The following is a 24249-nucleotide window of genomic DNA, read 5'->3' on the forward strand; positions in this document are numbered from 1 at the left end:
AGATTTAAGACACAGTTAAAAATTTGTGTGTGGGGGAAAGCATGGACTCATTAAAAGGGCGAGATTTATTAAGTCTGGCAGATTTAAGCATTGACGAATTAAATTATTTGCTGGATCTAGCAGCCAGTTTAAAATCGGGAATGGTCAAGCTGAAACGCAATAAAGTTCTCGGCTTGTTATTTTCTAAAGCTTCAACGCGAACGAGGGTAAGTTTTACGGTAGCAATGTATAAATTGGGAGGGCAAGTGATTGACCTCAATCCCAACGTTACACAAGTCAGCCGCGGGGAACCTTTGGTAGATACAGCAAGGGTCTTAGACAGGTATTTAGACATTTTGGCGATTCGGACTTTCGAGCAAAAGGACTTAGCAACTTTTGCCAATTATGCGAAAATTCCTGTAATTAATGCGCTTACAGATGACGAACACCCATGTCAAGTCCTGGCGGATTTACTGACAGTAAAAGAGTGTTTTGGCAAGCTAGAAGGATTGACCCTGAGTTATTTTGGCGACGGTAACAACATGGCAAATTCGCTGATGTTGGGCTGTGCAATGACGGGGATAAATGTCAGAATTGCTTGTCCTGAAGATTTCGGACCGAATATTGAGATTGTGGCAAAAGCTAAGGCAATTGCTCAGGGAAAAACAGAAGTTACTGTAACTGCTGATGCGGAAGCTGCTGCTAAGAATGCTCAAGTGATTTATACTGATGTTTGGGCGAGTATGGGACAGGAAGAGGAAGCAAAAATCAGGATTCCTTTGTTTAAGCCATATCAGGTAAATGAACAGTTGCTGAAGTTAGCAGATAAGAATGCAATTGTATTGCACTGTTTGCCCGCACACCGAGATGAAGAGATTACCGATACAGTGATTGAAGGCAGTCAATCGCGCGTTTGGGATCAGGCAGAAAATAGGATGCACGCTCAGCAAGCTTTGCTGGCCAGCATCCTGGAAAGCGATTAAGAATTAGCTAAAAATTAGTCTGTCGGGGGATCAAATCGACCTACTCGCTACTTTTTGCAGACCGCTTCCGTTATCATTTCATTTGAACCAGGATTATTTGCAACCAGCCTGCAATTACCCGTTTCAACCATGATTAATTGCAATTTCTTAAGTAAAAGAAATGAATCACATTACTACGACAGACTTACTCGAAAATCTCACAAGGCGATATGCCACCAAACAGTTCGATCCAGCCAAAACAATTGCTCCAGAAATCTGGACAGCTTTAGAAGATGCGTTAGTGTTAACACCATCTTCTTATGGGCTTCAACCTTGGAAATTTCTGATTATCACCAGCTCGGAACTTAAAGAACAGCTCAAGCCCCTCTCCTGGAATCAGTCACAGGTTACTGATTGCTCTCATTATGTCGTGTTCGCGATTAAAAAGAATCTCACTGCCGAGGATGTCGATCGCTTTGTTGCCCGCACTGCCGAGGTGCGAGGCGGGACTGTAGAGGCAATGGCAGGATATCGGAATCTAATCGTCAGTGACTTGGTTGATGGTACCCGCAGTTTTAATATCAATCAATGGTCAACGCACCAAACTTATATTGCACTGGGCAACTTTATGACCAGTGCTGCATTGCTTGGTGTTGACACCTGTCCAATGGAAGGAATTGAACCTGTCAATTACGATCGCCTGTTGGGTCTTTCTGCAAAAGGCTTTACTACCGTCGTAGCTTGTGCGGCTGGCTATCGCTCTGAAGCAGATAAGTATGCTTCACTCGCAAAAGTAAGATTCCCTAAGTCAGAAATCTTAGAAACTTTATAGAACCCATTTGGTATCTTCTTGATCGAACTATATGGTTTTGAGGATATCGTTTTACCAGAGGATTTAATACCAGAGTCAGGACTTCAAGCTAACAGGCATCAAACCAGATACAACCTAGAGACCTCAAAGGCTTGTGAGACAACAAAAAGATCCTAAATGGGTTCTATAGCAATCCTAAATGATTATCCTCGTTACCAGGAAGAGCCTGGTAACGCAGATCCGGAGGCTCTGCCTCCATTGTCGCAGCCGAGGCAGAGCAAGAGTGATATCGGTTCCCAGGCAGAGCGTGGGAACCAGTTAACCAGTTATTGAAACTGATGCGAGGATTGCTATATAAACCCGGGATACGCTGTAAGTCGATCGTAATAGCGGATCTCGGCGCACCTTAAAAAGTGATTAAGATGCTCCGAGATTGATTTTTGTTACTTCACCGGCGACAACATTAACTGTTTGTTGAATTTGACTTCCGTCAACTTTCAACTGATAAGTTCCCGGAGAAAGCTCGATCGCCCCAAACCATCCTTTACCATCGGCGCGCAGTTGACGAACCTTGGCACCAGCATCGATCGACTGCAATGTCAAGCTCGCACCGTCGCAAGTTTGAGCGCACCGCTGCCAATTTCCGGCGATCGCACCTGTAGTCGGCCGCGACTTCCAAGGCATATCGGGAACCGCTGCGGTTGTCGCCCATACAGGCTGAGTTTCATAGGTTTTGCCCGTCGCAGCATCAACGTATTGACTCGGCTGCGACAGCGCGGTGTAAAACAAATCGTTGCTTTGGGGAACGTATTTCCAAGGCTGGCGGGGCAAATCACCGCTACCGCCCGATCGCAGTTCCACATTCGTGTACACGTTGCTGCTAGCGTAGGAATACAGCACCGTACCGGCTACGTGATTTCCTTTCGCAGACGGCTGTTCGGCGCGGCGAACCTGCGCTAGGGTGTCTTCGATGTAGTTGAGGTAATTGCCGGGGCCGATCGCAATTTGGCGATTGTACTGGTGGTCTTTGGCGAACTCGATCCAGTGGTCATAAGCGAGTTTTTGCGATGGTTTGTACTCGCGCTGGTAAGTCATCGGCATCGCCATGTCTACGATCCCTTCCTCCAGCCAAGCGCGCCAATCTTGCAATACTTCTTTGTAAGGCTGCGTTTGATACCACCCTGCATCGTTTGCTGGGCCGTCTCCCCAGGCGATCGTGGCGGCGGTAATTTTAACGCGCGGTTTAATCGCAAGGCTTTCTACATAAAGCTTCCGCACTAAATTTGTCACCTGATCGCGCCTCCACTGCATCCACGCGGGATCGCTGGGTGCGGGTTTGCCCGATCGACCTGTTTGCTGATTGAAACGGGCGATCGCAGTCGGATTGTAGCCCCAAGTCGGCCCACCGTAGCGCACATAATCCAACTGTACGCCGTCCACATCGTAGCGCTTGAGCAAGTCCAAATAGACGGAAACAGTATAATCTACGGCGTCTGGATGGCCGGGATCGAGGAAACCGGGTGCTTCCCCCCCGTAAGTCAGCATCGCCCAATTGTTGATTCCCGGCGCATTGGGCCCGTGTTGTTGCCAAACGTGACCGGCGGGAAGTTTGGTGCCCGAAACCACCGGCAGCGTCACCATCCAAGCGTATACTTCAATGCCTGCGGCGTGAGCTTTGTCAATCAAATCTTGCAGGGGATCGAAACCCGCAGGAACGTTGGGATCGAGAGTGCGGGGTTCGATCGCACTGGTGTAAAAAGCATCGCCGCGGCGGCGGACTTGGGCGACGATCGCGTTAGCATTTGCCCGCTGCGCGTCTGCGATCAATTTTGTGACTTCTTGAGGAGTTTTGAAGCCGGGGTTGAAGGCATCCACCCAGAAGGCGCGAAATTCAGCGGTTTGGGTTTGCGGGGGCATAGTTGCGCTAGCGCGGGATGGGAAATTGGAGAACCAACCAGGAGTCAGCAGAAAACTAATTGTTAAGCCAATCAGGAACAAGCTTGACAAAAAGAATGTTTTGGTATTTCGCATCAGAAATGTGTGAGAGAGCGTTTAACAGTCCTTTACGGACTTTTGGTTTGAGAGTCCGCTTGACATTTTCGCACAATGGTGAAAGTTTGGGCGAAAATACACTGAACTGGCGATCCTCTTCGAGGGCTTCGCTAACGCACTTTTTGAAGAAATGATATTACCGCACTTTCAAACGCTAGCCCTTCCGGGTAACAGCTACTCAACAGCAAGCAATTTACTCGAGCGAGTAGATGGCTGGCGCCAAGAAGCAACCCGAAAGTTGCAGCAAAGCCAGAGAGGAGAAAAGGGACAATTTTTAACACCTTCCTCAGTCGCAAGTTTGATGGCGGGAATGTTTGAATTCAACTGTGCCGATATATCGCTTTTAGATGCCGGTGCAGGAATTGGTTCCCTGTTAGCAGCCGTTGTTTGCGAACTTTGCCAGCGCCCAAACAAACCGCGTAGCCTGCACGTTACAGCTTATGAAATTGACCTTATTTTGATTGAATACCTCAAGCAAACCTTAGACTTGTGCAGTATAGAATGTCAGCGTTTTGGGATATCTTTTACCTGTGAGATTCGCGAAATTGATTTTATTCAAGACAGCGCCGATATGTTGCAGCCCAATCTATTTACACAACCAGTAAAACGGGAATTTACCCATGCAATTATCAATCCTCCCTATGCCAAAATAGACGCTAAATCCCAAGCCCGAACCTTGCTGCGTTCTATAGGACTAGAAACCAGCAATCTCTACGCTGGCTTCACAGTAGCTGCCGCTCACCTGCTCAAACCAAACGGTGAATTAGTGTCGATTACTCCCCGCAGCTTTTGCAACGGTTTATACTTTCGAGATTTCCGCAAAGTATTCCTTCAAATGATGGCTTTACGCCAACTACACATCTTTGAATCGCGACAGTTGCCATTTCGCGATGATGCGGTGCTGCAAGAAACTATTATTGTGCGCGCCACCAAACAAATAGAACAGCCAGATACTGTACTAATTACCTCAAGCAGCAGCGTGGATGACGACCTGGTTTTGTCTCACCAACAGCCCTATACCGCCCTAATTCATCCCCAAGATTCCGAGCAATTTATTCGGATTTTACCGGATTCTGTCAGCCAGAAAATAGTCGAGCAAATGGCTCAATTTACTTGCACGTTAGAGGAATTAGGCCTAACAGTTTCCACCGGAAAAGTTGTAGATTTTCGTGTTCGATCTGACTTGCGGCTAAAACCTGAAAACGGTACAGTTCCGCTGATTTATCCCGCACACTTCTCGGCTGGCGGTGTTGAATATCCCACCGCAACGAGAAAGCATCAAGCTTTAGCTGTCACGGAAAAAACTGCTGCACTCCTCGTCCCTAACGAACATTATGTTTTGAGCAAGCGCTTCTCCTCAAAGGAAGAGAAAAAGCGAATTGTTGCAGTTGTCTGGGATGCCAATAAAATTAATAGTTCTAGCGTTGGTTTTGAGAACCATTTGAATTACTTTCACCAACAGGGACGCGGATTAGACCTCACCCTGGCGCGGGGATTGGCCGTTTATCTAAATTCGAGTTTGGTAGATGCGTTTTTCCGACTGTTCAACGGACACACTCAAGTTAATGCTACGGATTTACGCACTTTGAAGTATCCTAATGTAGAGCAATTACTTTTACTTGGCGCTCAAATAGGAGAAATATTTCCTACACAGCGGGAGATCGATCAACTTGTCGAGAGACAACTGCTGAACGCCACCAATCCGTTAGAAAATAGCCCAATGACAATCAAGAACCGTATTGATGAATCTCTAGAAATACTTGCAGCGCTGGGTTTTCCAAAAGGTCAGCTTAACGAACGTTCCGCCTTAACCCTTCTGGCTTTGCTTGACCTCAAGCCAAAGGATGCTTGGGAATCGGCAAAATCTCCACTTCGGGGAATTACACCAATTATGGAATTTATGGACGAGGAGTACGGAAAAAAATATGCACCAAATACGCGGGAAACTGTGCGTCGCCAGACTGTGCATCAGTTTCTAGATGCAGGTTTAATTGTTGTTAATCCTGACAGTCCCGAACGTCCGGTGAATAGTCCAAAAACTGCCTATCAGATAGAAGAAAGTGCTTTAGAACTGCTGCGAACTTATGACACTTCTGACTGGGACAAGAATCTTCGCGCTTACCTCGCCTCCGTCGAAACGCTGAAGCAACGATATGCACAAGAGCGAGAAATGGCGCGAATTGCAATTACAATCGAAGGTGATGTAAAAACTATTTCGCCCGGAGCTCATAACGTCTTAATATCAAAGATTGTCAGTGAGTTTGCTGAGCGCTTTACTCCTGCTGGCAGACTGCTTTATGTCGGAGATACCGATGAGAAATTTGCTCATTTCAATGAAGCCTCGCTAACTGCATTAGGTGTTACAGTCGATGCTCACGGTAAGATGCCAGATGTAATTGTTCACTTCACTGAAAAAAACTGGTTAGTGTTAATTGAAGCTGTTACTTCTCACGGCCCGATTAATCCAAAACGCAAAACTGAGCTTGAGAATCTTTTTAGAAGTTCGACAGTACCTCTGGTGATGGTGACAGCTTTCCTCAGCCGCAAGGCAATGGCGGAATATTTATCTGATATTTCCTGGGAAACTGATGTCTGGGTAGCAGAAGACGCTACTCACCTGGTTCATTTTAACGGAGAACATCTTTTGCAGGCTTATTCCAAAAATGAAAATATTTGTGAGCCAGAATGATGCTAAAATACACTATTTATATGGCTGCCGCTGGCATCGGAATGACATATACTGTGATGCAAGCGGTTTAATTGACCGGAATTGTCGATCGCACTCAGTAAATTAAATAACTAACTAGCCAAAATATCTTTCCAATGGAAAAAAAGCATAACGCTGGATTGTGGGTATCAGTATTGTACTTCGCTCAAGGCCTCCCTTACACCGTCGTTAATTTAATGTCGGTGATTTTTTTGAAAGGTATGGGAACCAGTAACGAGCTCATCGGATTGACAAGTCTGTTGTCTTTTCCTTGGGTTTTAAAAGGTTTGTGGGGCCCAGTGGTTGATTTGTATTCCACCAAACGCAAATGGATTTTAACAACTGAAATCATTTGTGCTTTTCTGTTTGCTTTCCTAGCTTTTGGCGTATTAACGCCGGAACCGATTATTATATCGCTTGTGATCTTTACGGCGATCGCATTTGTGTCAGCTACTCACGACATCGCCATTGACGGATTTTATTTAAACACTCTCAATAAAGACCAGCAAGCCTTGTTTGTCGGGGTTCGCAACACGGCTTATAGAGGTGCTGTCATTGCCGGTAGCGGTTTATTGGTGTTCTTAGCGGGGAAACTGGCCGAACAGCATTTAGTCACCGGAAATACAGGCGACACCAAAATATATCAAGACATTCCGCTGTCACTTTTCGGTTCGGATTTTAGCGTGTCTGCCCTTAACTACGGATGGGCGACAGCCTTTGGCATTTGTGCGATTATGTTTGTGGTGATATATCTCTTTCAGCGGTGGTATCTTCCCTATCCTCGAAATTACGATTTGGAATCCGATACCCCCCAAAAAACAACAAGCTTTATCGAAGCCTTTAAAACATATTTCCAGCAAGATAAAATTGGTTGGATTGTTACTTATGTCGTGATTTTTAGGTTAGGCGATGCCTTGACGTTTAAAATGGCCCCGCCATTTTTAATGGATAAAGTGGAGAAAGGAGGATTAGCAGTTTCTACATCGGAAATGGGTTTATTATCCGGTACTTTAGGGGTAATGTTTCTGTTAATTGGAGGTTTACTTGGCGGCTATTTGATTGCTAAACAAGGATTGAAAAAATGGATGTGGCCGACGGCAATTCTGCAAAATTCAACTAACGTGCTGTATTGGCTGTTGGCAATACATCAACCGGGGATTGAATGGGCTTATGCTGTAAATTCGATCGAGCAATTTACTTACGGACTTGGCGTAGCTGCCTATACAGTGTTCTTGATGCGGACTGTCCGCCCTGAATACGAAGCATCTCACTATGCAATTACAACGGCTTTTATGGCCGCAGGAGTGCTGATTCCTGGCGTTTTTAGCGGCTACTTGCAGGCGAATCTCGGCTATCAAAATTATTTTTTGATGAGCGCGCTGGCTGTGATTCCCGGTATGCTAACCATTTTCTTTCTGCCCCTAGAAGATGAGAAAAAATTAGCATCCATGCCCAGACCAGGACTGGACGATTTCGATTAATATCAAGTGCGATCGCTATAATTATAAGACCCGGGCGGGTTTACCAATGTCTGCACTACTTTTTCTAGATTTCGGTGAACCCGCCACTGCTAGAATATTGATGTTTTTAATCATGGAAGGAGTATAAATTCTGTGTGCTTGCGTTCATAAAATAAAATACAGCAGATTCCATGTATGTGTGGTACACTAAATTTAGTATATCAGCATAAAAAATGAAAGCTTATTCGATCGAGTTTCGTGAAAAAATAGTTAAAACCTATGAACAAGGTGATACATCAGTCAGGAAAGTAGCCCAACGTTTTGATGTGAGTAAAGCGTTTGTGCAAAAAATTTTAAAACAAAAAAAAATAACTGGCCACGTTCAACCAAAAAAAACGGGGGGAAGCCTGAAAAGTGTTTTGCACTCGTTCACAACTAAATTGATCGAGATGGTGGAAAAACATCCTGATAGTACCTTATCAGAATATTGTGAATATTGGCTAGATAGCTATCAGCAATCTGTCAGTTAAGCGTATGATGTGTCGCGAATTAAAAAAACACAATATGACGCGAAAAAAAAGACTATACGTAGCAGTCAAGCTGCCACCGAGCGAGTGCAAATTTTGAGGTGTTCCTTCTTGGGAGAAAGTGAAAAATATCGACCCAAACAACCTGGTTTTTTTGGATAAAATGGGCGTTTTATGGGGGTTGACACGAACCCACGCCCGTTCAAGACGTGGTAGTAGAGTGTATGATTTAAAACCATTTTATCGGGGTGCAAAAGTAACAGTTATTGGAGCAATTAGTTTAAAAAAAGTAGTAGGATTAATGACGCTGAATGGGTCGATGGATAGTCAGGCATTTAAAGTTTTTATAGAACAGTGCTTAGTGCCAAACTTATGGGAAGGTGCAGTCCTTATCATGGATAATCTACCAGCCCATAAGTTGTCGGTGATTGAACCATTGATTCAAGCGGCTGGTGCCAGTATTCTGAATTTATCACCCTATTCTCCTGACTTTAATCCGATCGAATTATGGTGGTCACAACTCAAATCTTTTTTACGTAAGTTTTCGCCCACTACTACCAAGATGGTTGACATTTTACTAGCTACTGCGCTTGATTTGGTTAATATTAAGCACTTTAAAAACTGGTTTACAAACTGCTGCTACTGTACTGCATAAACCTGGAATCCGCTGTAAGGACACAACAATGTTGTGTCCCTACCGAATATCTGTATATCTGTATTGCCAGCCGCCAACTAAATCGCAATAAAATCACTAGCTGTTAGCGGACTACTTGGAATGCCAGGAATACTGGCAAGAACTTCGCCGTTACTGGTAATTTCGATCGTCGTTATAAAATCGCCTGGAGTAACTCTCAATTGGTTAAAGCTCAAACCTCCGCTCAAACCGATTAAATCTTGACCCTTTTGAAAGTCTACAAGTGTATCTGTACCGGCGCCTCTTCCTAACACCAATACGTCGCGTCCAGCGCCACCAATTAAGAGATCCGCACCCGCTCCGCCAATGAGTGTATCGTCTCCTTCTCCACCACTCAAATTGTCATCCCCTTTGCCGCCTAATAGCAGGTCGTTGCCGCTGCCACCGCTGATAATATCGCTGCCTTTATTGCCGCTGAGACTGTCGTTTCCCCCATTGCCAGTGATAATATCATTCCCTGCCAAACCAGATGCTGTATTGTTAGCATCGTCGCCTACTAAATTATTACTTTGGGAGAGATCAAGAGCAGTTTTCATTGCGGCAACGTTTGCTAAAAAGGAGCTTCCTGGAGCGGTTCTTAATTGCTCTAAACTGCTGCGCGATTCCAGGGATGTTCCCAAGGCCGGCAGTGCAAAGTCTAAGCCAGCTAACAGCTCTAAATAATCTGAATCTCTGAAAGTGAAATCAGGGCGGTTCAACTGGTCTACAGAGATTTCTGTCTGAGTTAAGCCGGGAGGAGGAGAAGTTAACAAACCGCTTTGAGTGTGCTTTTCTAAGACAAGTAGCGGGTTGATAATCGGGTTAGTAAATGTTTGAAGAACTACTTTTCCTGGCAGAAAAGCTTCTCCTCCCAAACTCACAAAATCGCCGCCAACTATGTAGTGAGTTACATTTTTTCCGGCGCCGACTTTCTGCTTGAATGTATTGACTGTACTCTGAGCAACTCCGGGAGAATTGAAGGTGACAACATCTCCAATAGTAGATGTGAATTCAGTTGCGGCTAGCTGCGTTAAAGCACCGCCCAAGCTGTGTCCGAGAAGGTCTGGTGGCAAGCGGCGGGGGTTTTTTGCTGTATCTTGACTGATTTGTGTCAGCCAATTTCCTAATGCCTGTTTGTTGGCTTCAAATTGGTTGAAACCGGCGCCGCGCTTGTCTGCGTTTGCAGCATCATCTACGAGTGAGTCGGTGCCGCGAAATACTAAAACGGGCGGTTTGTCTGGGGTGGTGGAAATTAAGCCGATCGCGTGAAATCCAGTCCCCGGATCGTCAAAAGTGCGATCGATTTGGTAGCCCGCAGCGCTCAAACCTGTTTGAACTAAAGTTTGAGACTGGGGGTTGTTATCTATGTAAACAAGTTGCTTAGCTATAGTTTCGTAAGCGGCGGGGGAGGAGGGCATATTTTTTTATTTCCTGTCGTTTGAGGGGGAATTAGTGTTTAAGCTACTTCACTAAGTTTACTATAAACTTCGTTTAGTGACCATATTAATTGGTCATTTTTAGTAAATTTTTAGGGGCGAATTGATAGAGATTTTTTAATACAAAAAAACAATATCGCTACAAAAAATATGCCGATTTCGCGCCACCCAAAATACAAAATTTGCTCGCCCTAAAGCTATACAAAATCTACCCGAGTAATATCGCTTGCCACTACGCCTCTGAGAGTAGCAAGAATTTCCCCAGTAATCGGGATAGTAATTAAAGCTCCGTCAACACCTTGGGTTACTCTAATTTGAGGAAAAGTTAGACCCCTCGACAGTACAATTAAATCTTCACCATCTTGAAAATCTAAAATCACATCGGCTCCGCCGCCGGATTCCAATACAAAGCGATCGCGCCCCGCGCCGCCAATTAAAAAATCGTTGCCAAACTCACCGGAAATCAAATCGTTTCCGTCGCCGCCCTCCAAATAATCGTTATCTCTGCCGCCGTACAAAAAGTCGTCACCACCACCGCCGATGATGCTGTCATTACCTCGATTGCCTCGGAGAGTATCGTTACCGCCGTTGCCGATAATTGTATCCTCTCCAGGGCCGCCGGTAGCAGTATTGTTGCGATCGTCCCCTGATAAATAATTCGGTTGTAAGGGAGCTAAACCGTATTGCATTTGTCTGATTAACTGCACAAAAGAAAATTCAGGTGCTGTTCTCACACTCTCTGCACCCCCTCTGGTTCTGATGGCTACTGACACATTGGGCAAGGCGAAATTCATCGCAGCGATAAACTCGTTAAAATCGGAATCGTTGTTATAAGTAAATTCGGGACTGTTTAATTGTTCAATGGAAATTTGCCTCTGCAAAAAACCCACGGGCGGAGTAGTTAACAAATTTTCAGTTCGATGTTTGGCCAAAACAGTTAAGGGATTAATACTCGGGTCTGTAAAACTTTGGATAAATACTTTGCCCGGGATAAATGCTTCCCCAAACAAGCTGACTACATCTCCGCTGACAATGTAGTGAGTGACATTTTTGTTGCCTGCCCTGCTGAGATTTCTCCGAAAAGTGTTGAATGTACTCGCTGACACTCCCGGAGAATTGAAAGTAAAGATATCGCCGGTCAGAGATGTGTATTCGGTTGCTACAATTTGAGCGACGGCTCCGCCCCAACTGTGCCCGATGACATCCGGCAATAATTTACTGGGGTTTTTACCTGTATCTTGACCGATTTCTGTTAGCCAGTTTTTGATATTATCTTTGTTCTTTTCAAATTCAGGTAAACCAATGTCTCGGGAGTCGGAAAAGATAGCGTCGCCGTCGATGAAGTCTGTACCTTTAAATACGAGGGCGGGCGGGTTTTCAGGATTGGATGAGCCGAACCCGATCGCATAAAAGTTTGTTTCTGGGTCGTCGAATATGCGATCAATATAGTAGCCATTAGTATCCAGGAAACTCGCAACTTCATTTTGCGCGCTCGGCTTTTGATTCAAAAAAACAATTGATTTAGCCAGAGCTTCATAAACAGCAGGCGAGGCACTCATAATATTATATTTTCTGTTTGTTGGTATTTGCGATCGCTCTCTTCTTGAGCTAAGTGTCCAATGGCAGCCATTATAGCTGACAAGATTTGTATGGTACACTTAATAATATCTACTCAAGAATCAAGTTTGTGCGGTTATGGCTATCATTCGTCAATACATTGCTCCATTTATAGCGATATTAGTATTTTTCGCGGCTCTGGTAGCAGTCAGCGCTCGCATCTTTTTGCCGGCTGACATGGCTGCCCCGGCACCGATTGAGGAAGCGATCCCCCAAAAGCAAGCGGCAGTAGTGAATCCAATTTTCTTGGGGCTAAATTATTCCGCTTTGCGTGTCCGGTGAGCTGATGTCTGCTCAACTAATACAGGGCTACGGGCTCCGCTCAGGATCTGGACTCGATCGGGCAAAACTGGTAAAGTTTATGCACCGGACTTACCGAGAGCTTTACCCGGATGGGGAATTGGGACATTTGGCTCAAACTGTCGAGCAGTATTTTTCTAACCAGACGCCGGTTTGGTGGGTAGAGTGCCAGAAAAACAGCCAGGAAGAGGCAGAAATTTTGCCAGCGCTTCCCTCGCAGTATCTCAATCCCCAATCTCAAGTCCAAACTCTGACATCGGTTGTCGGATGTTTGTGGTTGGGAAATGCGATCGACCAAACCACCGGAGAACGTTACGCTCACATTTTTTTGCTATACGTAGCACCGGAACATCGCCGTTTAGGAGTCGGTGCAGCTTTAGTTATTCATGCTGAAAATTGGGCGCGGCAAAGGGGCGATAGGCAAATTGGTTTGCAAGTATTTCTGAGCAATCAGCCTGCAGTGAATCTCTATCAAAAATTAGGCTATCACACTCATTCCCTCTCGATGCTCAAGCCTCTTTGAAAAATAAAACGTACTGTTTGTAGTAAAGACTAAGAGTCCTAATACTGAAAGAAGCTAAAAAGTTTGTGACTTTATGGAAAATTAAGTCTTGACTACGAGCTTTAAGGAGAACTGAAGTCCTCACTATGAACCACATGAGGACTTCAGTCCTCCCTCGGAATACTTTTATTGGTATTATCCTAGTTGCTGTTGACCGTTGTCTGAGTTGCTGAAGAGCATCCTCAGTGCGGTAAAGTTTTTTTATGAACAATAACGACTACCCGAACGCCCTTGATATTGACACGGAACTGGAAAGCCCTTTGGATCAATTTGACGAATCCGAACCCCCGCTGCCAGATCCAGAGGAAATGCTGCCTTTGTTGGAATCCCCGGAACCTCAGCACCGGATGATTGCGGCGCGGGCTTTTTGCGAACTGCAGGACGATCGAGCAATTTCGCATTTAATTAATTTGTTGAGAGACGGTTGCCCCTTGGTGCGGGTGAGCGCTGCTTATGCGTTGGGGCGAAATCCGAGTCCCGATGCTGTGGAACCGCTGATTCTTCAGCTTAACCGCGATTGGAACGGTTACGTTCGCAAAGGGGTAGTTTGGGCCTTGGGAAATTGCAGGGACCACCGCGCTTTGCCATCTTTAATTGATGCTCTGAAAACTGATATTTCGGCGGTGCGTTTGTGGGCGGCGAGTTCTTTGGGTCAAATGGCAAAAGTTGGTTACTATGTGGTGATTGCTGCGATTCCGCCGTTGATTGAAGCGTTGCGGGGAGATTCTGTGTCTGCTGTGCGGAGCAACTGCGCTTGGGCGCTCGGGCAACTGGCGCGGGAATTGCCGAATAATATAGTGTACGCTGGGGCGATCGATGGTTTAATTGAAGCTTTAGAAGAAGATGAAGATATGGGCGTGCGGGAAGATGCTAAATCTTCACTTTTGCGAGTCGGCGACCCGCGCGGATTGCAGATAATTGAAGATTTAGAAATGGAAGGACTTTTGTGATATAATTACCACAATTAAACACCATTTACTAATTACAAATTATGAATTTCATCAATCCTAAGACCGATTTTGGTTTCAAAAAAATATTTGCTTCGCCCCAGAGCAAAGAAGTTTTGATTAGCTTCCTCAATGCTATGCTCTACAACGCAGAGCCGACAATTAAAGACTTAGAAATCATCGATCCCTACGCCGCGCCTAGCGTGACTGGATTAAAAGACACTTACCTGGATGTCAAAGCAAAAATTACGGGCAACAAAACTGTAATTATCGAAATGCAGGTAATCAATGTAGAAGCTTTTACTAAGCGCGTCATATATAATGCAGCCAAAACCTACGCCACTCAACTTAAACGGAGAGAAGGATACTCAAAATTAAATCCTCTCATCGCTCTCACAATTACGGATTTTATCCTGTTTGAAAATACAGAAAAGTTTCTCTCACATTTTGTATTTAAAGAAGTCGAAGAAAACTTCGAGTATTATAGAGAAATAGAGTTAGTTTTCGTTGAACTACCAAAGTTTAACAAAAAATTAGAACAAGTTGAAAATCTGATTCAAAGCTGGATTTATTTTATCAAAAATGCTCCGGAACTGGACGAGATACCGGATAAATTGGCATCAGTCCCCGAAATTAAAACAGCTTTTAACATCGCTAACAGGTCTACCTTAAACCTTGACGAGTTAGCCTCATTAGAAAAGCGGGAAATGTTCTTTGAAGACCAACGCGGTGCTGTTATTAAGGGGATGCAAGAAGGTCGCCAAGAAGGTCTAATTGAGGGACAAACAGCATTAATCATGCGTCAAATCGCGCGGCGCACTGGCGAAATCCCACCAGAAACTAAAACTCGCATTCGGCAGTTATCTCTCCAACAATTACAGGACTTAGGTGAAATCTTGTTAGATTTTACAAGTCAAGAAGATTTGATAGCTTGGTTGGAATCGGCTTCAGCATGAATTTATAACTTTTGCACTCCTGATACTAAATCCGGCTTTAATACCCCTTCATTTTTTATTCGTAGGCGGGCTGTGTTTGTGTAGTAGCGGTTTCAACCCCCGAGTTTTAACCGCCAAATTTCTAATCTAATAGGTCTGGTTCTCGGCGCACTATCATATCATAAAGCGGTTGAAAGCTAAACCATCCCATGCGGTGAGACCCTACTTGCTGCTGTGTTAAACGCGCACATTCTGGCTTGATGAGAATGGGTTTTCCCGCAGCTTCGGCCATTAACTGCGCTTGACAAGAACGTTCCATTGCAATAAACCACCAAGCTGCTTCATCTACTGTTTGACCTACTGTTAACAGTCCGTGATTTTGTAAGATAAGGGCTTTTTTCTCACCTAAAGTGTTGGCTATGCGTTTAGCTTCTTCGATTTCCAAAACAACTCCCGTGTAATCGTCAAATAAAGCTTGGTCTTCATAAAAAGAACAAGCATCTTGTGTCAGCGGGTCAAGCAGGCGGCCCAAACTCGACCAACTTTTGCCGTAGGGAGAATGAGCGTGGGCTGCTGCTATTACGTCGGGGCGGGCGTTGTGTACTTGGGAATGAATGGCAAATGCTGCTTCGTTTACGGGTTTATTGCCTTCAACAACTTCGCCTTTGTGGTTGACTAAAATTAGGTCGCTGACTCGAATTAAACTAAAGTGCATTCCAAAAGAATTAACCCAGAAATGGTCTAGGTGTTCGGGGTCGCGGACGGTGATGTGTCCGGCAACTCCTTCGCTGAATCCGAAGCGGGCAAATAATCGGAATGCGGCGGCTAAACGCTGTTTGCGGTGGCGGCGTTCTTCTTCAATTGAGTTGAATTCCGGGGGTTGAATTGTAACTTTGGGGATTTTTAAGGCGACCATATATTTTATTTTGTAATGGGGAATGGGTAATTGCTAATTGTGGGGCAGGCAAGATGCCTGGCCTACTGACTGGCGACTTCACTAAGGCGCAAACCTGCGATGTTTTTGCAGTCAAACGTGGCGTTGTTGCCGTGGCGACGTTCTATTAATTCGAGAATTTGTCCGGCGGGGTTTTGCAGAAACCACTGGGTTAATGAGCCGGAGTTTAGAGGATGCTCTGATAGCGGTTTAAAGTTTTTATTTTGCCATATCTTAGCAGCTTTCTGGGCGTTTTCAACTCGAATCGCGACGTGGTGAACGGCCTCTAATCCTCTTTCTTGCTGGAAGCGGTTTGTTTGGTCGCCGGCTGCGTGGGGCGCATCTAATACTACTAAGCCGCCCGCTGGCATTAATAAGGTCATTAAATGCAGCCACAAGTCGGAGGGAACATTAATGTTTTCCGCACAAAAGTTGAGCGGGAACAAGTCGGGGCCTTCAACTGTTTTGGCACCGAAAGGGCGGAAAGATGCGGCGTAGTTTTCGAGTTCGGTGCGGCTGGGAAATGTGATGACAAAGTGGTCGATCGCAACTTGTTCGTCGTACAGGTGTGTTTCAAACGTCCAGGCTGTTAAAAATTCGGGAGTGATAAATTTGGGGTTGAGTTCCAGCAAGCCATTTTTTTCGATGAAAGGTGAGTCAAAATGGCTGTCAAGGTTGCGATCGAACTTTAGGGTTTTTAGATTCAAGTTTTTCATGTATCTCACCCGATGTTAACTCCGCAAAACTGCGAATTTTGTCTACAAGCTGAAGCGCACACACATTTTGTGCGCCTTAACTCAAAAATAACACAAAATTTAATACAGGCAAGCCGATCGCCCGCTCGCAACTCCCAAACCTTGATTGACCAATCTAAAATCTAAAATGCGATCATTTGCCGATCGCGATCCCGGCCAACCACGCTGTAGTCCAGGCACTTTGGAAGTTGAAACCGCCCGTCACGCCGTCGATATCCAAGATTTCGCCCGCAAAGAAAAGTCCGGGACAGCGGCGGCTTTCCATTGTCTTAAAATCGACTTCTTTGAGGTTGACACCGCCGCAGGTGACGAACTCTTCTTTAAATGCGCCTTTTCCGGCAATCTGATATTCGCCTTGAACGAGTTCTAGCAGGAGGCGATCGAGGATTTTGTTAGATAAGTCGGCCCAGCGTTTTTGCTCATCAATGCCGATCGAACTTGTCAAACGTTCCCAGAGGCGGCGCGGCACCGGAAACGGACAGCTAGAAACAATCAATCGGTGCGACAACTGCGACTTAACCGCTAGCAGTTGCTGCCGCAAAACTTCCGCATTGTACTGGGGAAGCCAATTAACCAGCACAGATGTTTTATAATGGCGCTCGTGCAAAAATCTCGCACCCCAAGCCGAAAGTTTGAGTACAGCAGGCCCGCTTAAACCCCAGTGAGTAATTAGCAAAGGCCCGCTTTGCTCTAATTTAGCCCCCGGCAATTTCACCTTAGCATTAGGAACAGAAATTCCGGCTAAATCTTTGATTCTGCTGTCAGAAATATTAAAAGTAAATAGAGAAGGAACGGGCTGTTCTACAGTATTGCCTAACTCTTTTGCCCACTTATAACCCGACGGATTGCTGCCTGTAGCGAGAAGAATGCGATCGCACTTAAATGTCTCCCCCGACTTCAACTCAATTTCAAACCTAGGGGCGGTGTCTCCGTGTTCGGCCTCTGCGTTATTCCCGGTTAATTTCCTTACTGAAACTACTGCATCCCCGGTGCGAATTTTTACGCCTGCATCCTCAGCAGCCCGGATCAAACAGTTAACAATTGTCCCCGAATCGTCGGTGGTCGGAAACATTCGCCCGTCTTCTTCTGTTTTCAACTTCACACCGTGACCTGCAAACCATTCTACAGTATCGCGGGGTTGAAATCGAGTAAAAGCACCGCGCAGAGCTTTCCCACCTCTGGGGTAATTCTGCACTAAAACACCGGGTTCAAAACAAGCGTGAGTCACGTTGCAGCGCCCGCCGCCAGAGATGCGAACTTTTGCCAGGAGTTGCCGCCCAGCTTCTAGTAAAGTGACGCGGGCCTGCGGGTAGGTTTTGGCACAGGTAATTGCACTAAAAAAACCAGCGGCACCGCCGCCAATGACTGTAATTTTGAGGATTCGATCGGACAAATTTTTTCTCGCTTATTCTGGTTCAAAATCCGATTTTGCCACCCCGCAAGTGGGACAAACCCAATCGTCGGGGATATCTTCAAAGGCAGTACCGGGATCTATGCCTCCGTCGGGGTCGCCTTCTGCTGGATCGTAGACGTAATTGCAAACTGTACAAACGTATTTTTGCATTTGCTTAACTCAATTTTATATTGTAAGCCTATAGATTGTACTTGACAACGCAACTTTGTGCAATATCAGAGGAATTAAATTTTTCACAATTCACAATTATAAAATAAACAAGATTGCAAAAAAAATTGGACGATGCTCAAAGCCCATCCCACAATAAAAAAAATTGTGGGATGGGCTTTGAGCATCGTCCCAAAATTTGATTAAAAGGACTGAGACAATATTCTCTAATCTATAATCTCAAATCGTACAAGCCTCTAAAAATTAGGTTTTAGAGGCTGCATTCTATCTTTTATTAGTTTACTGCGATCGGGAAACTAGACTTTGGCTAAAGGCTGAGTCCAAACGCCGTTTTCATCTTCTTCATACTGCTGGTGAATGGCGTTCCAAGCGGTGTGTTCTGCTTGTATGGAGTCGTTGCTTTCATCAAATGCGGCGTTGTAGGATTCCATAAAGGTTTTTTGAGCAGCTTCCGACAGGTGAGATCGCACTTCTGGAGACAAATCTGCCGGACTGTTGCAGCGACCTTTGACAGCGCGCGGAAGCGTCATTTCGCTAACAGAAACTTCTTCGCCACCTGCACTTTCTAGCAAAAGTTGAAATTCGCCCGATTTATCTGCAGGAACTTCTGCCATCACGAGAAATTCGCCTGCTTCAACGCGGGTTTGATAGATAGTTGCTTTTTCTTCGGGCATTCCCAAAGCAACTAAAGCGGAAACTAGACCAGCACCGGCCGAACCTGCGATCGCGCCGCTAGCTGCACCCAACAGTACAGCACCCAGCGGGCCCGCCGAGACTACTGCACCGACAAAGGGAATAAACAGCACGCCGACGCCTGTTAGCAAACCCAAAAAAGAACCGAATAAGGAACCAAAAATCGCCCCGCTTCGCAGACCGCCTAATATCACATCTTTTTTAGTAATAAAGCCGGCAATTTTAGTTTTAGATTGAAAGTTTTTTCCCATGACTGAGATGTGGTCGCGGGAAACTCCGCGATCGAGCAACCGCCGAATTACGCCGTCTAATTGTTCTTCTTCCTTAAATACGGCTGAAACTGTTCGTTCGGCTAAATATTCCTCGGTCATTGTTCCTCCTTGATTGTTTCTCGATTAGTTATGCTGGTTTTCAGTATAGGAGGACGCTGTAGGGCGATCGCATCGATCTTCAGATAGAGGTCAATTTATCGCAGATAGTTTGAGAATCTATCAAAAGAGTTAAACACTTTTTAAGTGGCGATAGCTCATCTATTCATAACAGTTATTCAGCTTTAATATAAGCTCCTAACTATTTCTATCAAATTCTATTATTGTAACGACTTAAGTTTGATCGTATATTCAGATTCCCCGCGCTCCCACTCAGCGTTTTCTGCAGCTATATCCCCGTCAATTTTGTCTTGGTTCGCATAATAGTAGGCTTCTTAACCATGAATTTGTGCTAAAGTCAAGTGCGGTTTTTCATCAATGATTTGTTCTGGAGTCAGCCCAGCATTAAAATCAATAGCAATATTTTCTACGGTAATTCGGGCTTTGGCGATGAGGGGGCGGCCGCCGCAAGTTTCCGGCGTGCTGACAATTAGCGTTGCAATATCAACGGTAGTTGTCATATTTACCTAGATTGAGTTAACTTTACTCTATTGTAACGCAGCTTCATTTCTACCCGATCGCACTTTCGCAACATTAACCAATGCCACTAGCACCCCTGTTTCCTGTCGTTTATCCCATTCTCAAATCTGCTTTTCCCAGATGTCTGTGGACGGGAGATATCAACAGCCGAGAAATTGCCCTCACATTTGACGACGGGCCGCACCGTCAGCACACACCTCAACTGTTAAAAATTTTAGATAAATACGACATCAAAGCTAGTTTTTTCTGGCTAGGTTTTTGCGTTGACAGGCATCCAGAAACGGCTAAAGAAGTGTACGATCGCGGACACTGGATCGGTCTCCACGGCTATCAGCATATATCGTTTCCCAAACTCAAAACCCACGAACTGAAACAAAGTTTAGAAGACACGCAAAAAGCAATTGCCAAAGCTTGCGATTTAGATCCAAAATTAATCCTAGACGTGCGGCCGCCCAACGGCATTTTTACGCCGCGAACATTAGAGTTATTGCAACAGTGGGAATATCGCCCCGTAATGTGGAGTGTCGTCCCGGAAGATTGGGTTCGACCGGGGGTTAGGAAAGTTATTAGTCGCGTTGTGCAGCAAACTGAAAACGGATCAATTATTGTACTGCACGACGGCTATTGCGGTGGCGAAGATGTTGCAGCTTCGGCTGAAAAAATAATTCCCTTGCTTTTGTATAAAGGTTACAAATTCGTGACAGTCGATCGCCTGTGGCAACAAGCAAACATTCAAGTAAACGCCAATTAAATCCATGAAAAAAACACTGTTTCTAGCATCTCTTTGTTTAGCGACCCCGGGATGGGCGATCGAGCTTTCTCCTGCTTCCCTCAGTGCTGAAACTCCACTTGTAGTGCAGCAGCCAGACCGTGGCTTATCAGCGCCTGCTGCCAACTCAAAAACCCCTCAAGTCAAACTGCTAAATCCGGGAGTGGAACCCCGACAGCAACTGCGTTTAAAACCAGCTATCGATGTCAAAGAAACGACAGTTATGACCGTAAAAATGGATATGGAAATATCCGCATCGGGTCGGTCTTCGCCTGTTGCTAAAAGTCCAGTATCGGTGATGACTTTCGAGACAAAAGTCACTAAAATTGATCCCAACGGCGATATTCACTACGAGTTTGCTTATACTAACGCAGATATCACCGGCGATACTGGAAATACCCCCCCAGCCGCCCGAGATGCCATGCGTTCCACACTCAAAAGCATGGTCGGAATGAAAGGCTCTTTCATCATGGACAATCGCGGTTTTCATAAAGGAGGTAACTTTATTGTGCCCCAAGGAGCTGACAACAACCTCAAACAAATGGTTGGACAAATGTCTAAATCTATAGAGCAACTTACCTCGCCACTGCCTGCAGAAGCAGTCGGAAAAGGAGCCAAATGGCGCGTTTCTTCTTCCTCTAATTTCGGCATGAATGTGAATGACATTTCTACCTATGAATTGGCTAGCTGGCAAGATGGAGTGGCCTCTCTGAATGTAAGTATAGAGCAGCAAGCAAACCCTCAAAATATTACCTCTCCCCAACTGCCTCCGGGAACTACCTTAACCCTAAAATCTTTTGCTTCTCAGGGTCGGGGATCAACCACAATGCGCTTGGATAGATTAATGCCTTTTCGGTCTACTGGGTCTGTTAGTTCAAATAGCGAAATGAGTGCTAAAAATGCTGGCAGTTCTGAAGAATTAACCATCACAACAAAAATGGTGATGGAGATGACTTTCGAGTCGAAGTAAGCTTTATTATACCAACTCGAAAAAGTAGGGACACGGCAATGCCGTGTCCCTGGTCGCAGCTAAATTTTTAATAAATGGTATTAAATCGGGCTAATATACTTGATATTATGTAAATTTTCCGGAACTTTCGCTCGCCAATTTGCAAGTAGAGGAGTCTTTTCTATGGTTCGATCGCACAAACGTCAAGCTGCCATCGCTTTACTGGTAGCCCTGGGAATAATCATCGGGAATTTAATGTTTCCGGGCCTGAATGTAGCGCCGGCCTTTGCTGAAGCCAAATTTAAGGATGTTAACGACCATTGGGCTCAAGCTTGCATTGAGGAGTTAGCAGAGAAAAAAATTATCAGCGGCTACTACGAAGACGGGACTTTTCGCCCGGATCGCCCAGTCAGCCGCGCTGAGTTTGCGGCGATGGTTCGCATGGCTTTTCCCGATGCCAAAACCGTCCGCGCTCCGATCGACTTTGCAGATATTCCTACAAATTACTGGGGTTTTAAAGCAATTCGAGAAGCTTATCAGACGGGTTTTATGTCTGGATACAGTGGCAGTATCTTTAACCCCACTTTGAATATTACCCGCTGGCAGGCTTTGGTAGCTTTAAGCAGCGGCTTGAAATATACACCTACGGGGTCGGCGGCTGAGATTTTGGATGCGACTTTTGAAGATGCGCGGGATATTCCTGAACTGGCCAGAAGTGCGATCGCCGCCGCCACAGAAAAACAACTTGTGGTCAATTATCCTGCTGTTAAACAGCTAGAACCTACTCGGAATGTTACTCGCGCCGAAGTCGCAACTTTTTTCTGTCAGGCGATCGCCAAACCCGGCCAAACAGCCTTAGTTCCTGCGGAATATATCGCCCAAGTTCCACCGGATATCGGCGGGCCGAGAACAACAGAAATCTCGGAATCGGGGAAACTTCGCGCAGAAGTTTCTTTCGTAAAAGAAGCAGAAAATGCTAAAAATCTCCGCATCAGAATTATCCGCGACGGTAAAACTTTATTAGAAGAACCAGTGCTGATTCCGACTCGCTCTCTAGTAGATAATCCCGACAAAAGAGCTAGCCAAGAAATATCAGAAGGACGTTTTTTATCGCTGCGAATCCGTGATTTGGATGGCGACAAGGAACCGGAAGTGCTGGCCGATTTAGTGTCAATCAAAAGCGGCGTCCGCTGCTGCAATTATTCGTTTATTTACCGCTACGACTCGGCGGCTAACAAATACACTCATATCAAGCATTTCTGGGGCAATGTGAGTTACGAAATAGTCGATTTTGGCAAAAATGATATCCCAGAGTTTAAGAGTCAGGACGGCCGATTTTCCGAGGCTTTTACAAATTACGCTGATTCTCGCTTTCCGCTGCAAATTTGGCAGTACCGCGCTGGAAAAATGCAAGATGTTACCAAGGAGTATCCGGTGGAAGTATACACGAATTCTGCTGAGCTTTGGCTGGAATCTAACAAGCGTTTGAGTGACAATGTGGAGGTGAAAGGGGTTTTGGCCGCCTTCATGGCGAACAAGTATGTCATGGGCCAGGAGGCGGAAGGTTGGCAGTTGTTGGAGAGGGTTTATCAAGGGCGCGATCGCACTCAATTCTTTGGGAAGTTGCGGGAGTTTTTGGTAAGTACGGGTTATGCTACTAAGTAGATTTGGAGGTTTTTAACCGCAGATTAAAGCGGATTAACGCGGATGGTAGGGGTGGGTTTTACGAATAACATCTAATTCCCACTAACAATATTAATAAACCCGCCCCCAAACAACTTTTTTAGGCTTTAAGCTAAAATAAGTATAAAAGCTCAAGCTTAAAATCACTTAAAATGGTATATCCACCTGCACCTTGGAATCTGCAAGGTTATGCTGTTCAGACTTTACAATTGGTAGATGTGGCACGAGTGCGCCCCTTGGTTCCCTCTGAGTTAGAAATTGTCTCTTTATTGCCCGGAAAAACCCTAGCTGGCATTTATATATCCTCCTACGGGTTGGGTTCGGTGATGGAGTACAATGAGTTAATTGTAGTTAGCGCGATCGCCAATTATGCCGGAAAATGGGGCGCTTGGATTTCCCACATCTACGTAGACAATCCTAACTCGGTAGCCGGTGGGCGGGAAATTTGGGGGCTTCCTAAAGAATTAGCTCAATTTAGTTGGGAAGGTAGCGATTCGGTAAAAGCAGCACCGCTAGGCTACCGCGTCACAGTTCGCCAAGAAAACCGTCCACTGTGCAGTCTCAATTACAGCCAGCAAAGTTTAGCCTTACCGCTGCCTTTTAGCGGAAATGTTTTCAGCGCTGACCGCAGCAATTTGCTGTTGTTTAAAGGAGGATTACACTCTCGTATCGGTTTGATTAAAGGCGAATTAGAAGTGGCAGAAGAAAGTCCTTTTGTTAGTTTAAACTTAGGCCAGCCCTGGCTAACAGTTGCCTGCGAAGATATGCGTTTAACAGTTGCTGCGCCGGAATTTGTGGGAAACAGAGCCGTTGAATTCAGTTATTAGCTGTAAAGTGCGGGTATTTGCCCTCAACCTAAAAAACAGAACAGCCAGAAACCCGGTTTCTTGAAGAAGCCGGGTTTCTGTCGTGGCGTATTAGTTTGAGCTACTTAGGGCTTGCTGAATATATCGATCGCACTTGAGGTAGCCTGGGTTTTGAGCGCGCGATCGAGAATAAAGTGCAAGA

The 24249-nt window shown here is 45.4% G+C and carries 23 protein-coding genes; 14 read left to right on the plus strand and 9 right to left on the minus strand.

Going from position 1 to position 24249, the window contains the following annotated elements; all coding sequences use genetic code 11:
- The first annotated feature begins 41 nt into the window (after nt 1–41).
- Nucleotides 42–962 carry an ornithine carbamoyltransferase gene (argF, locus tag QUA40_RS11455; RefSeq protein WP_333125401.1) on the plus strand — a complete coding sequence of 307 codons (921 nt, stop codon included), beginning with the start codon at nt 42–44 and terminating at the stop codon, nt 960–962.
- 160 nt (nt 963–1122) lie between these two features.
- On the plus strand, nt 1123–1773 hold the full coding sequence (locus QUA40_RS11460; protein ID WP_333125404.1) for an NAD(P)H-dependent oxidoreductase: 651 nt from the start codon (nt 1123–1125) through the stop codon (nt 1771–1773).
- A 396-nt stretch (nt 1774–2169) separates the two neighbouring features.
- On the opposite strand, the gene QUA40_RS11465 is transcribed toward QUA40_RS11460, so the two are convergent.
- Nucleotides 2170–3783 carry a family 10 glycosylhydrolase gene (locus QUA40_RS11465; RefSeq protein WP_333125406.1) on the minus strand — a complete coding sequence of 538 codons (1614 nt, stop codon included), beginning with the start codon at nt 3781–3783 and terminating at the stop codon, nt 2170–2172.
- 151 nt (nt 3784–3934) lie between these two features.
- On the opposite strand from QUA40_RS11465, the gene QUA40_RS11470 reads away from it, so the two are divergent.
- The 4 genes from QUA40_RS11470 (at nt 3935) to QUA40_RS11485 (ending at nt 9153) form a co-directional block, all read left to right on the plus strand.
- On the plus strand, nt 3935–6493 hold the full coding sequence (locus tag QUA40_RS11470; RefSeq protein WP_333125407.1) for a BsuBI/PstI family type II restriction endonuclease: 2559 nt from the start codon (nt 3935–3937) through the stop codon (nt 6491–6493).
- A 134-nt stretch (nt 6494–6627) separates the two neighbouring features.
- On the plus strand, nt 6628–7992 hold the full coding sequence (locus QUA40_RS11475; protein ID WP_333125409.1) for an MFS transporter: 1365 nt from the start codon (nt 6628–6630) through the stop codon (nt 7990–7992).
- A gap of 212 nt (nt 7993–8204) precedes the next feature.
- On the plus strand, nt 8205–8501 hold the full coding sequence (locus QUA40_RS11480; RefSeq protein ID WP_333125411.1) for a hypothetical protein: 297 nt from the start codon (nt 8205–8207) through the stop codon (nt 8499–8501).
- Nucleotides 8502–8619: 118 nt separating this feature from the next.
- Nucleotides 8620–9153 carry a transposase gene (locus tag QUA40_RS11485; protein WP_333125413.1) on the plus strand — a complete coding sequence of 178 codons (534 nt, stop codon included), beginning with the start codon at nt 8620–8622 and terminating at the stop codon, nt 9151–9153.
- Between the two features lie 77 nt (nt 9154–9230).
- Here the strand turns inward: QUA40_RS11485 and QUA40_RS11490 are convergent, their stop codons facing one another.
- Nucleotides 9231–10589, minus strand: coding sequence for a calcium-binding protein (locus QUA40_RS11490; RefSeq protein ID WP_333125415.1), 1359 nt, complete (start codon nt 10587–10589; stop codon nt 9231–9233).
- A 215-nt stretch (nt 10590–10804) separates the two neighbouring features.
- Nucleotides 10805–12166 (minus strand): calcium-binding protein, encoded by a 1362-nt coding sequence (locus QUA40_RS11495; RefSeq protein ID WP_333125417.1) that lies wholly within the window; start codon nt 12164–12166, stop codon nt 10805–10807.
- 136 nt (nt 12167–12302) lie between these two features.
- Between QUA40_RS11495 and QUA40_RS11500 the strand changes: the two genes are divergently transcribed.
- From QUA40_RS11500 to QUA40_RS11515, 4 genes are all read left to right on the plus strand, one after another.
- The gene (locus tag QUA40_RS11500; RefSeq protein WP_190663521.1) at nt 12303–12506 is read left to right on the plus strand and encodes a hypothetical protein; all 204 of its coding nucleotides are present in this window, start codon (nt 12303–12305) and stop codon (nt 12504–12506) included.
- A gap of 4 nt (nt 12507–12510) precedes the next feature.
- Nucleotides 12511–13047 (plus strand): GNAT family N-acetyltransferase, encoded by a 537-nt coding sequence (locus tag QUA40_RS11505; RefSeq protein ID WP_333125420.1) that lies wholly within the window; start codon nt 12511–12513, stop codon nt 13045–13047.
- A gap of 242 nt (nt 13048–13289) precedes the next feature.
- Nucleotides 13290–14036: a HEAT repeat domain-containing protein gene (locus QUA40_RS11510; RefSeq protein ID WP_333125422.1), complete on the plus strand. Its 747-nt coding sequence runs from the start codon at nt 13290–13292 to the stop codon at nt 14034–14036.
- 41 nt (nt 14037–14077) lie between these two features.
- Nucleotides 14078–14989 (plus strand): Rpn family recombination-promoting nuclease/putative transposase, encoded by a 912-nt coding sequence (locus QUA40_RS11515; RefSeq protein WP_333125424.1) that lies wholly within the window; start codon nt 14078–14080, stop codon nt 14987–14989.
- Between the two features lie 121 nt (nt 14990–15110).
- Here QUA40_RS11515 and QUA40_RS11520 read toward each other — a convergent pair whose 3' ends face one another.
- From QUA40_RS11520 to QUA40_RS11545, 6 genes are all read right to left on the minus strand, one after another.
- Complete coding sequence (locus tag QUA40_RS11520; protein ID WP_333125427.1) at nt 15111–15884, minus strand: class II aldolase/adducin family protein; 774 nt, start codon at nt 15882–15884, stop codon at nt 15111–15113.
- Nucleotides 15885–15946: 62 nt separating this feature from the next.
- Nucleotides 15947–16618, minus strand: coding sequence for a hypothetical protein (locus tag QUA40_RS11525; RefSeq protein ID WP_333125429.1), 672 nt, complete (start codon nt 16616–16618; stop codon nt 15947–15949).
- A 172-nt stretch (nt 16619–16790) separates the two neighbouring features.
- Complete coding sequence (locus QUA40_RS11530) at nt 16791–18050, minus strand: NAD(P)/FAD-dependent oxidoreductase (protein WP_333125431.1); 1260 nt, start codon at nt 18048–18050, stop codon at nt 16791–16793.
- A gap of 12 nt (nt 18051–18062) precedes the next feature.
- A complete protein-coding gene (gene rd / locus QUA40_RS11535; protein WP_333125434.1) occupies nt 18063–18221 on the minus strand; it encodes a rubredoxin in 159 nt (52 codons plus the stop codon).
- Nucleotides 18222–18535: 314 nt separating this feature from the next.
- Nucleotides 18536–19303, minus strand: a complete 768-nt coding sequence (locus tag QUA40_RS11540; protein ID WP_333125437.1) for a ChaB family protein — start codon at nt 19301–19303, stop codon at nt 18536–18538.
- 332 nt (nt 19304–19635) lie between these two features.
- Nucleotides 19636–19821, minus strand: coding sequence for a DUF433 domain-containing protein (locus QUA40_RS11545; protein ID WP_333125440.1), 186 nt, complete (start codon nt 19819–19821; stop codon nt 19636–19638).
- A gap of 80 nt (nt 19822–19901) precedes the next feature.
- On the opposite strand from QUA40_RS11545, the gene QUA40_RS11550 reads away from it, so the two are divergent.
- The 4 genes from QUA40_RS11550 (at nt 19902) to QUA40_RS11565 (ending at nt 24068) form a co-directional block, all read left to right on the plus strand.
- Nucleotides 19902–20591 carry a polysaccharide deacetylase family protein gene (locus QUA40_RS11550; protein ID WP_333125445.1) on the plus strand — a complete coding sequence of 230 codons (690 nt, stop codon included), beginning with the start codon at nt 19902–19904 and terminating at the stop codon, nt 20589–20591.
- Between the two features lie 4 nt (nt 20592–20595).
- The gene (locus QUA40_RS11555; protein WP_333125447.1) at nt 20596–21579 is read left to right on the plus strand and encodes a DUF6263 family protein; all 984 of its coding nucleotides are present in this window, start codon (nt 20596–20598) and stop codon (nt 21577–21579) included.
- 162 nt (nt 21580–21741) lie between these two features.
- Nucleotides 21742–23223 (plus strand): S-layer homology domain-containing protein, encoded by a 1482-nt coding sequence (locus tag QUA40_RS11560; RefSeq protein WP_333125449.1) that lies wholly within the window; start codon nt 21742–21744, stop codon nt 23221–23223.
- 170 nt (nt 23224–23393) lie between these two features.
- Nucleotides 23394–24068, plus strand: a complete 675-nt coding sequence (locus QUA40_RS11565; RefSeq protein ID WP_333125452.1) for an acetoacetate decarboxylase family protein — start codon at nt 23394–23396, stop codon at nt 24066–24068.
- Nucleotides 24069–24249 lie beyond the last annotated feature (181 nt).

The sequence above is a fragment of the Microcoleus sp. Pol11C3 genome (genome assembly GCF_036701485.1).
GTDB lineage: Bacteria > Cyanobacteriota > Cyanobacteriia > Cyanobacteriales > Microcoleaceae > Microcoleus.

Bases quoted from the DNA above. Each gene is read 5' to 3' on its own strand.
- argF (WP_333125401.1), top strand. From the start codon at position 42: ATGGACTCATTAAAAGGGCGAGATTTATTAAGTCTGGCAGATTTAAGC.
- QUA40_RS11460 (WP_333125404.1), top strand. From the start codon at position 1,123: ATGAATCACATTACTACGACAGACTTACTCGAAAATCTCACAAGGCGA.
- QUA40_RS11465 (WP_333125406.1), bottom strand. From the start codon at position 3,783: ATGCGAAATACCAAAACATTCTTTTTGTCAAGCTTGTTCCTGATTGGC.
- QUA40_RS11470 (WP_333125407.1), top strand. From the start codon at position 3,935: ATGATATTACCGCACTTTCAAACGCTAGCCCTTCCGGGTAACAGCTAC.
- QUA40_RS11475 (WP_333125409.1), top strand. From the start codon at position 6,628: ATGGAAAAAAAGCATAACGCTGGATTGTGGGTATCAGTATTGTACTTC.
- QUA40_RS11480 (WP_333125411.1), top strand. From the start codon at position 8,205: ATGAAAGCTTATTCGATCGAGTTTCGTGAAAAAATAGTTAAAACCTAT.
- QUA40_RS11490 (WP_333125415.1), bottom strand. From the start codon at position 10,589: ATGCCCTCCTCCCCCGCCGCTTACGAAACTATAGCTAAGCAACTTGTT.
- QUA40_RS11495 (WP_333125417.1), bottom strand. From the start codon at position 12,166: ATGAGTGCCTCGCCTGCTGTTTATGAAGCTCTGGCTAAATCAATTGTT.
- QUA40_RS11500 (WP_190663521.1), top strand. From the start codon at position 12,303: ATGGCTATCATTCGTCAATACATTGCTCCATTTATAGCGATATTAGTA.
- QUA40_RS11505 (WP_333125420.1), top strand. From the start codon at position 12,511: ATGTCTGCTCAACTAATACAGGGCTACGGGCTCCGCTCAGGATCTGGA.
- QUA40_RS11510 (WP_333125422.1), top strand. From the start codon at position 13,290: ATGAACAATAACGACTACCCGAACGCCCTTGATATTGACACGGAACTG.
- QUA40_RS11515 (WP_333125424.1), top strand. From the start codon at position 14,078: ATGAATTTCATCAATCCTAAGACCGATTTTGGTTTCAAAAAAATATTT.
- QUA40_RS11520 (WP_333125427.1), bottom strand. From the start codon at position 15,884: ATGGTCGCCTTAAAAATCCCCAAAGTTACAATTCAACCCCCGGAATTC.
- QUA40_RS11525 (WP_333125429.1), bottom strand. From the start codon at position 16,618: ATGAAAAACTTGAATCTAAAAACCCTAAAGTTCGATCGCAACCTTGAC.
- rd (WP_333125434.1), bottom strand. From the start codon at position 18,221: ATGCAAAAATACGTTTGTACAGTTTGCAATTACGTCTACGATCCAGCA.
- QUA40_RS11540 (WP_333125437.1), bottom strand. From the start codon at position 19,303: ATGACCGAGGAATATTTAGCCGAACGAACAGTTTCAGCCGTATTTAAG.
- QUA40_RS11545 (WP_333125440.1), bottom strand. From the start codon at position 19,821: ATGACAACTACCGTTGATATTGCAACGCTAATTGTCAGCACGCCGGAA.
- QUA40_RS11550 (WP_333125445.1), top strand. From the start codon at position 19,902: ATGCCACTAGCACCCCTGTTTCCTGTCGTTTATCCCATTCTCAAATCT.
- QUA40_RS11555 (WP_333125447.1), top strand. From the start codon at position 20,596: ATGAAAAAAACACTGTTTCTAGCATCTCTTTGTTTAGCGACCCCGGGA.
- QUA40_RS11560 (WP_333125449.1), top strand. From the start codon at position 21,742: ATGGTTCGATCGCACAAACGTCAAGCTGCCATCGCTTTACTGGTAGCC.
- QUA40_RS11565 (WP_333125452.1), top strand. From the start codon at position 23,394: ATGGTATATCCACCTGCACCTTGGAATCTGCAAGGTTATGCTGTTCAG.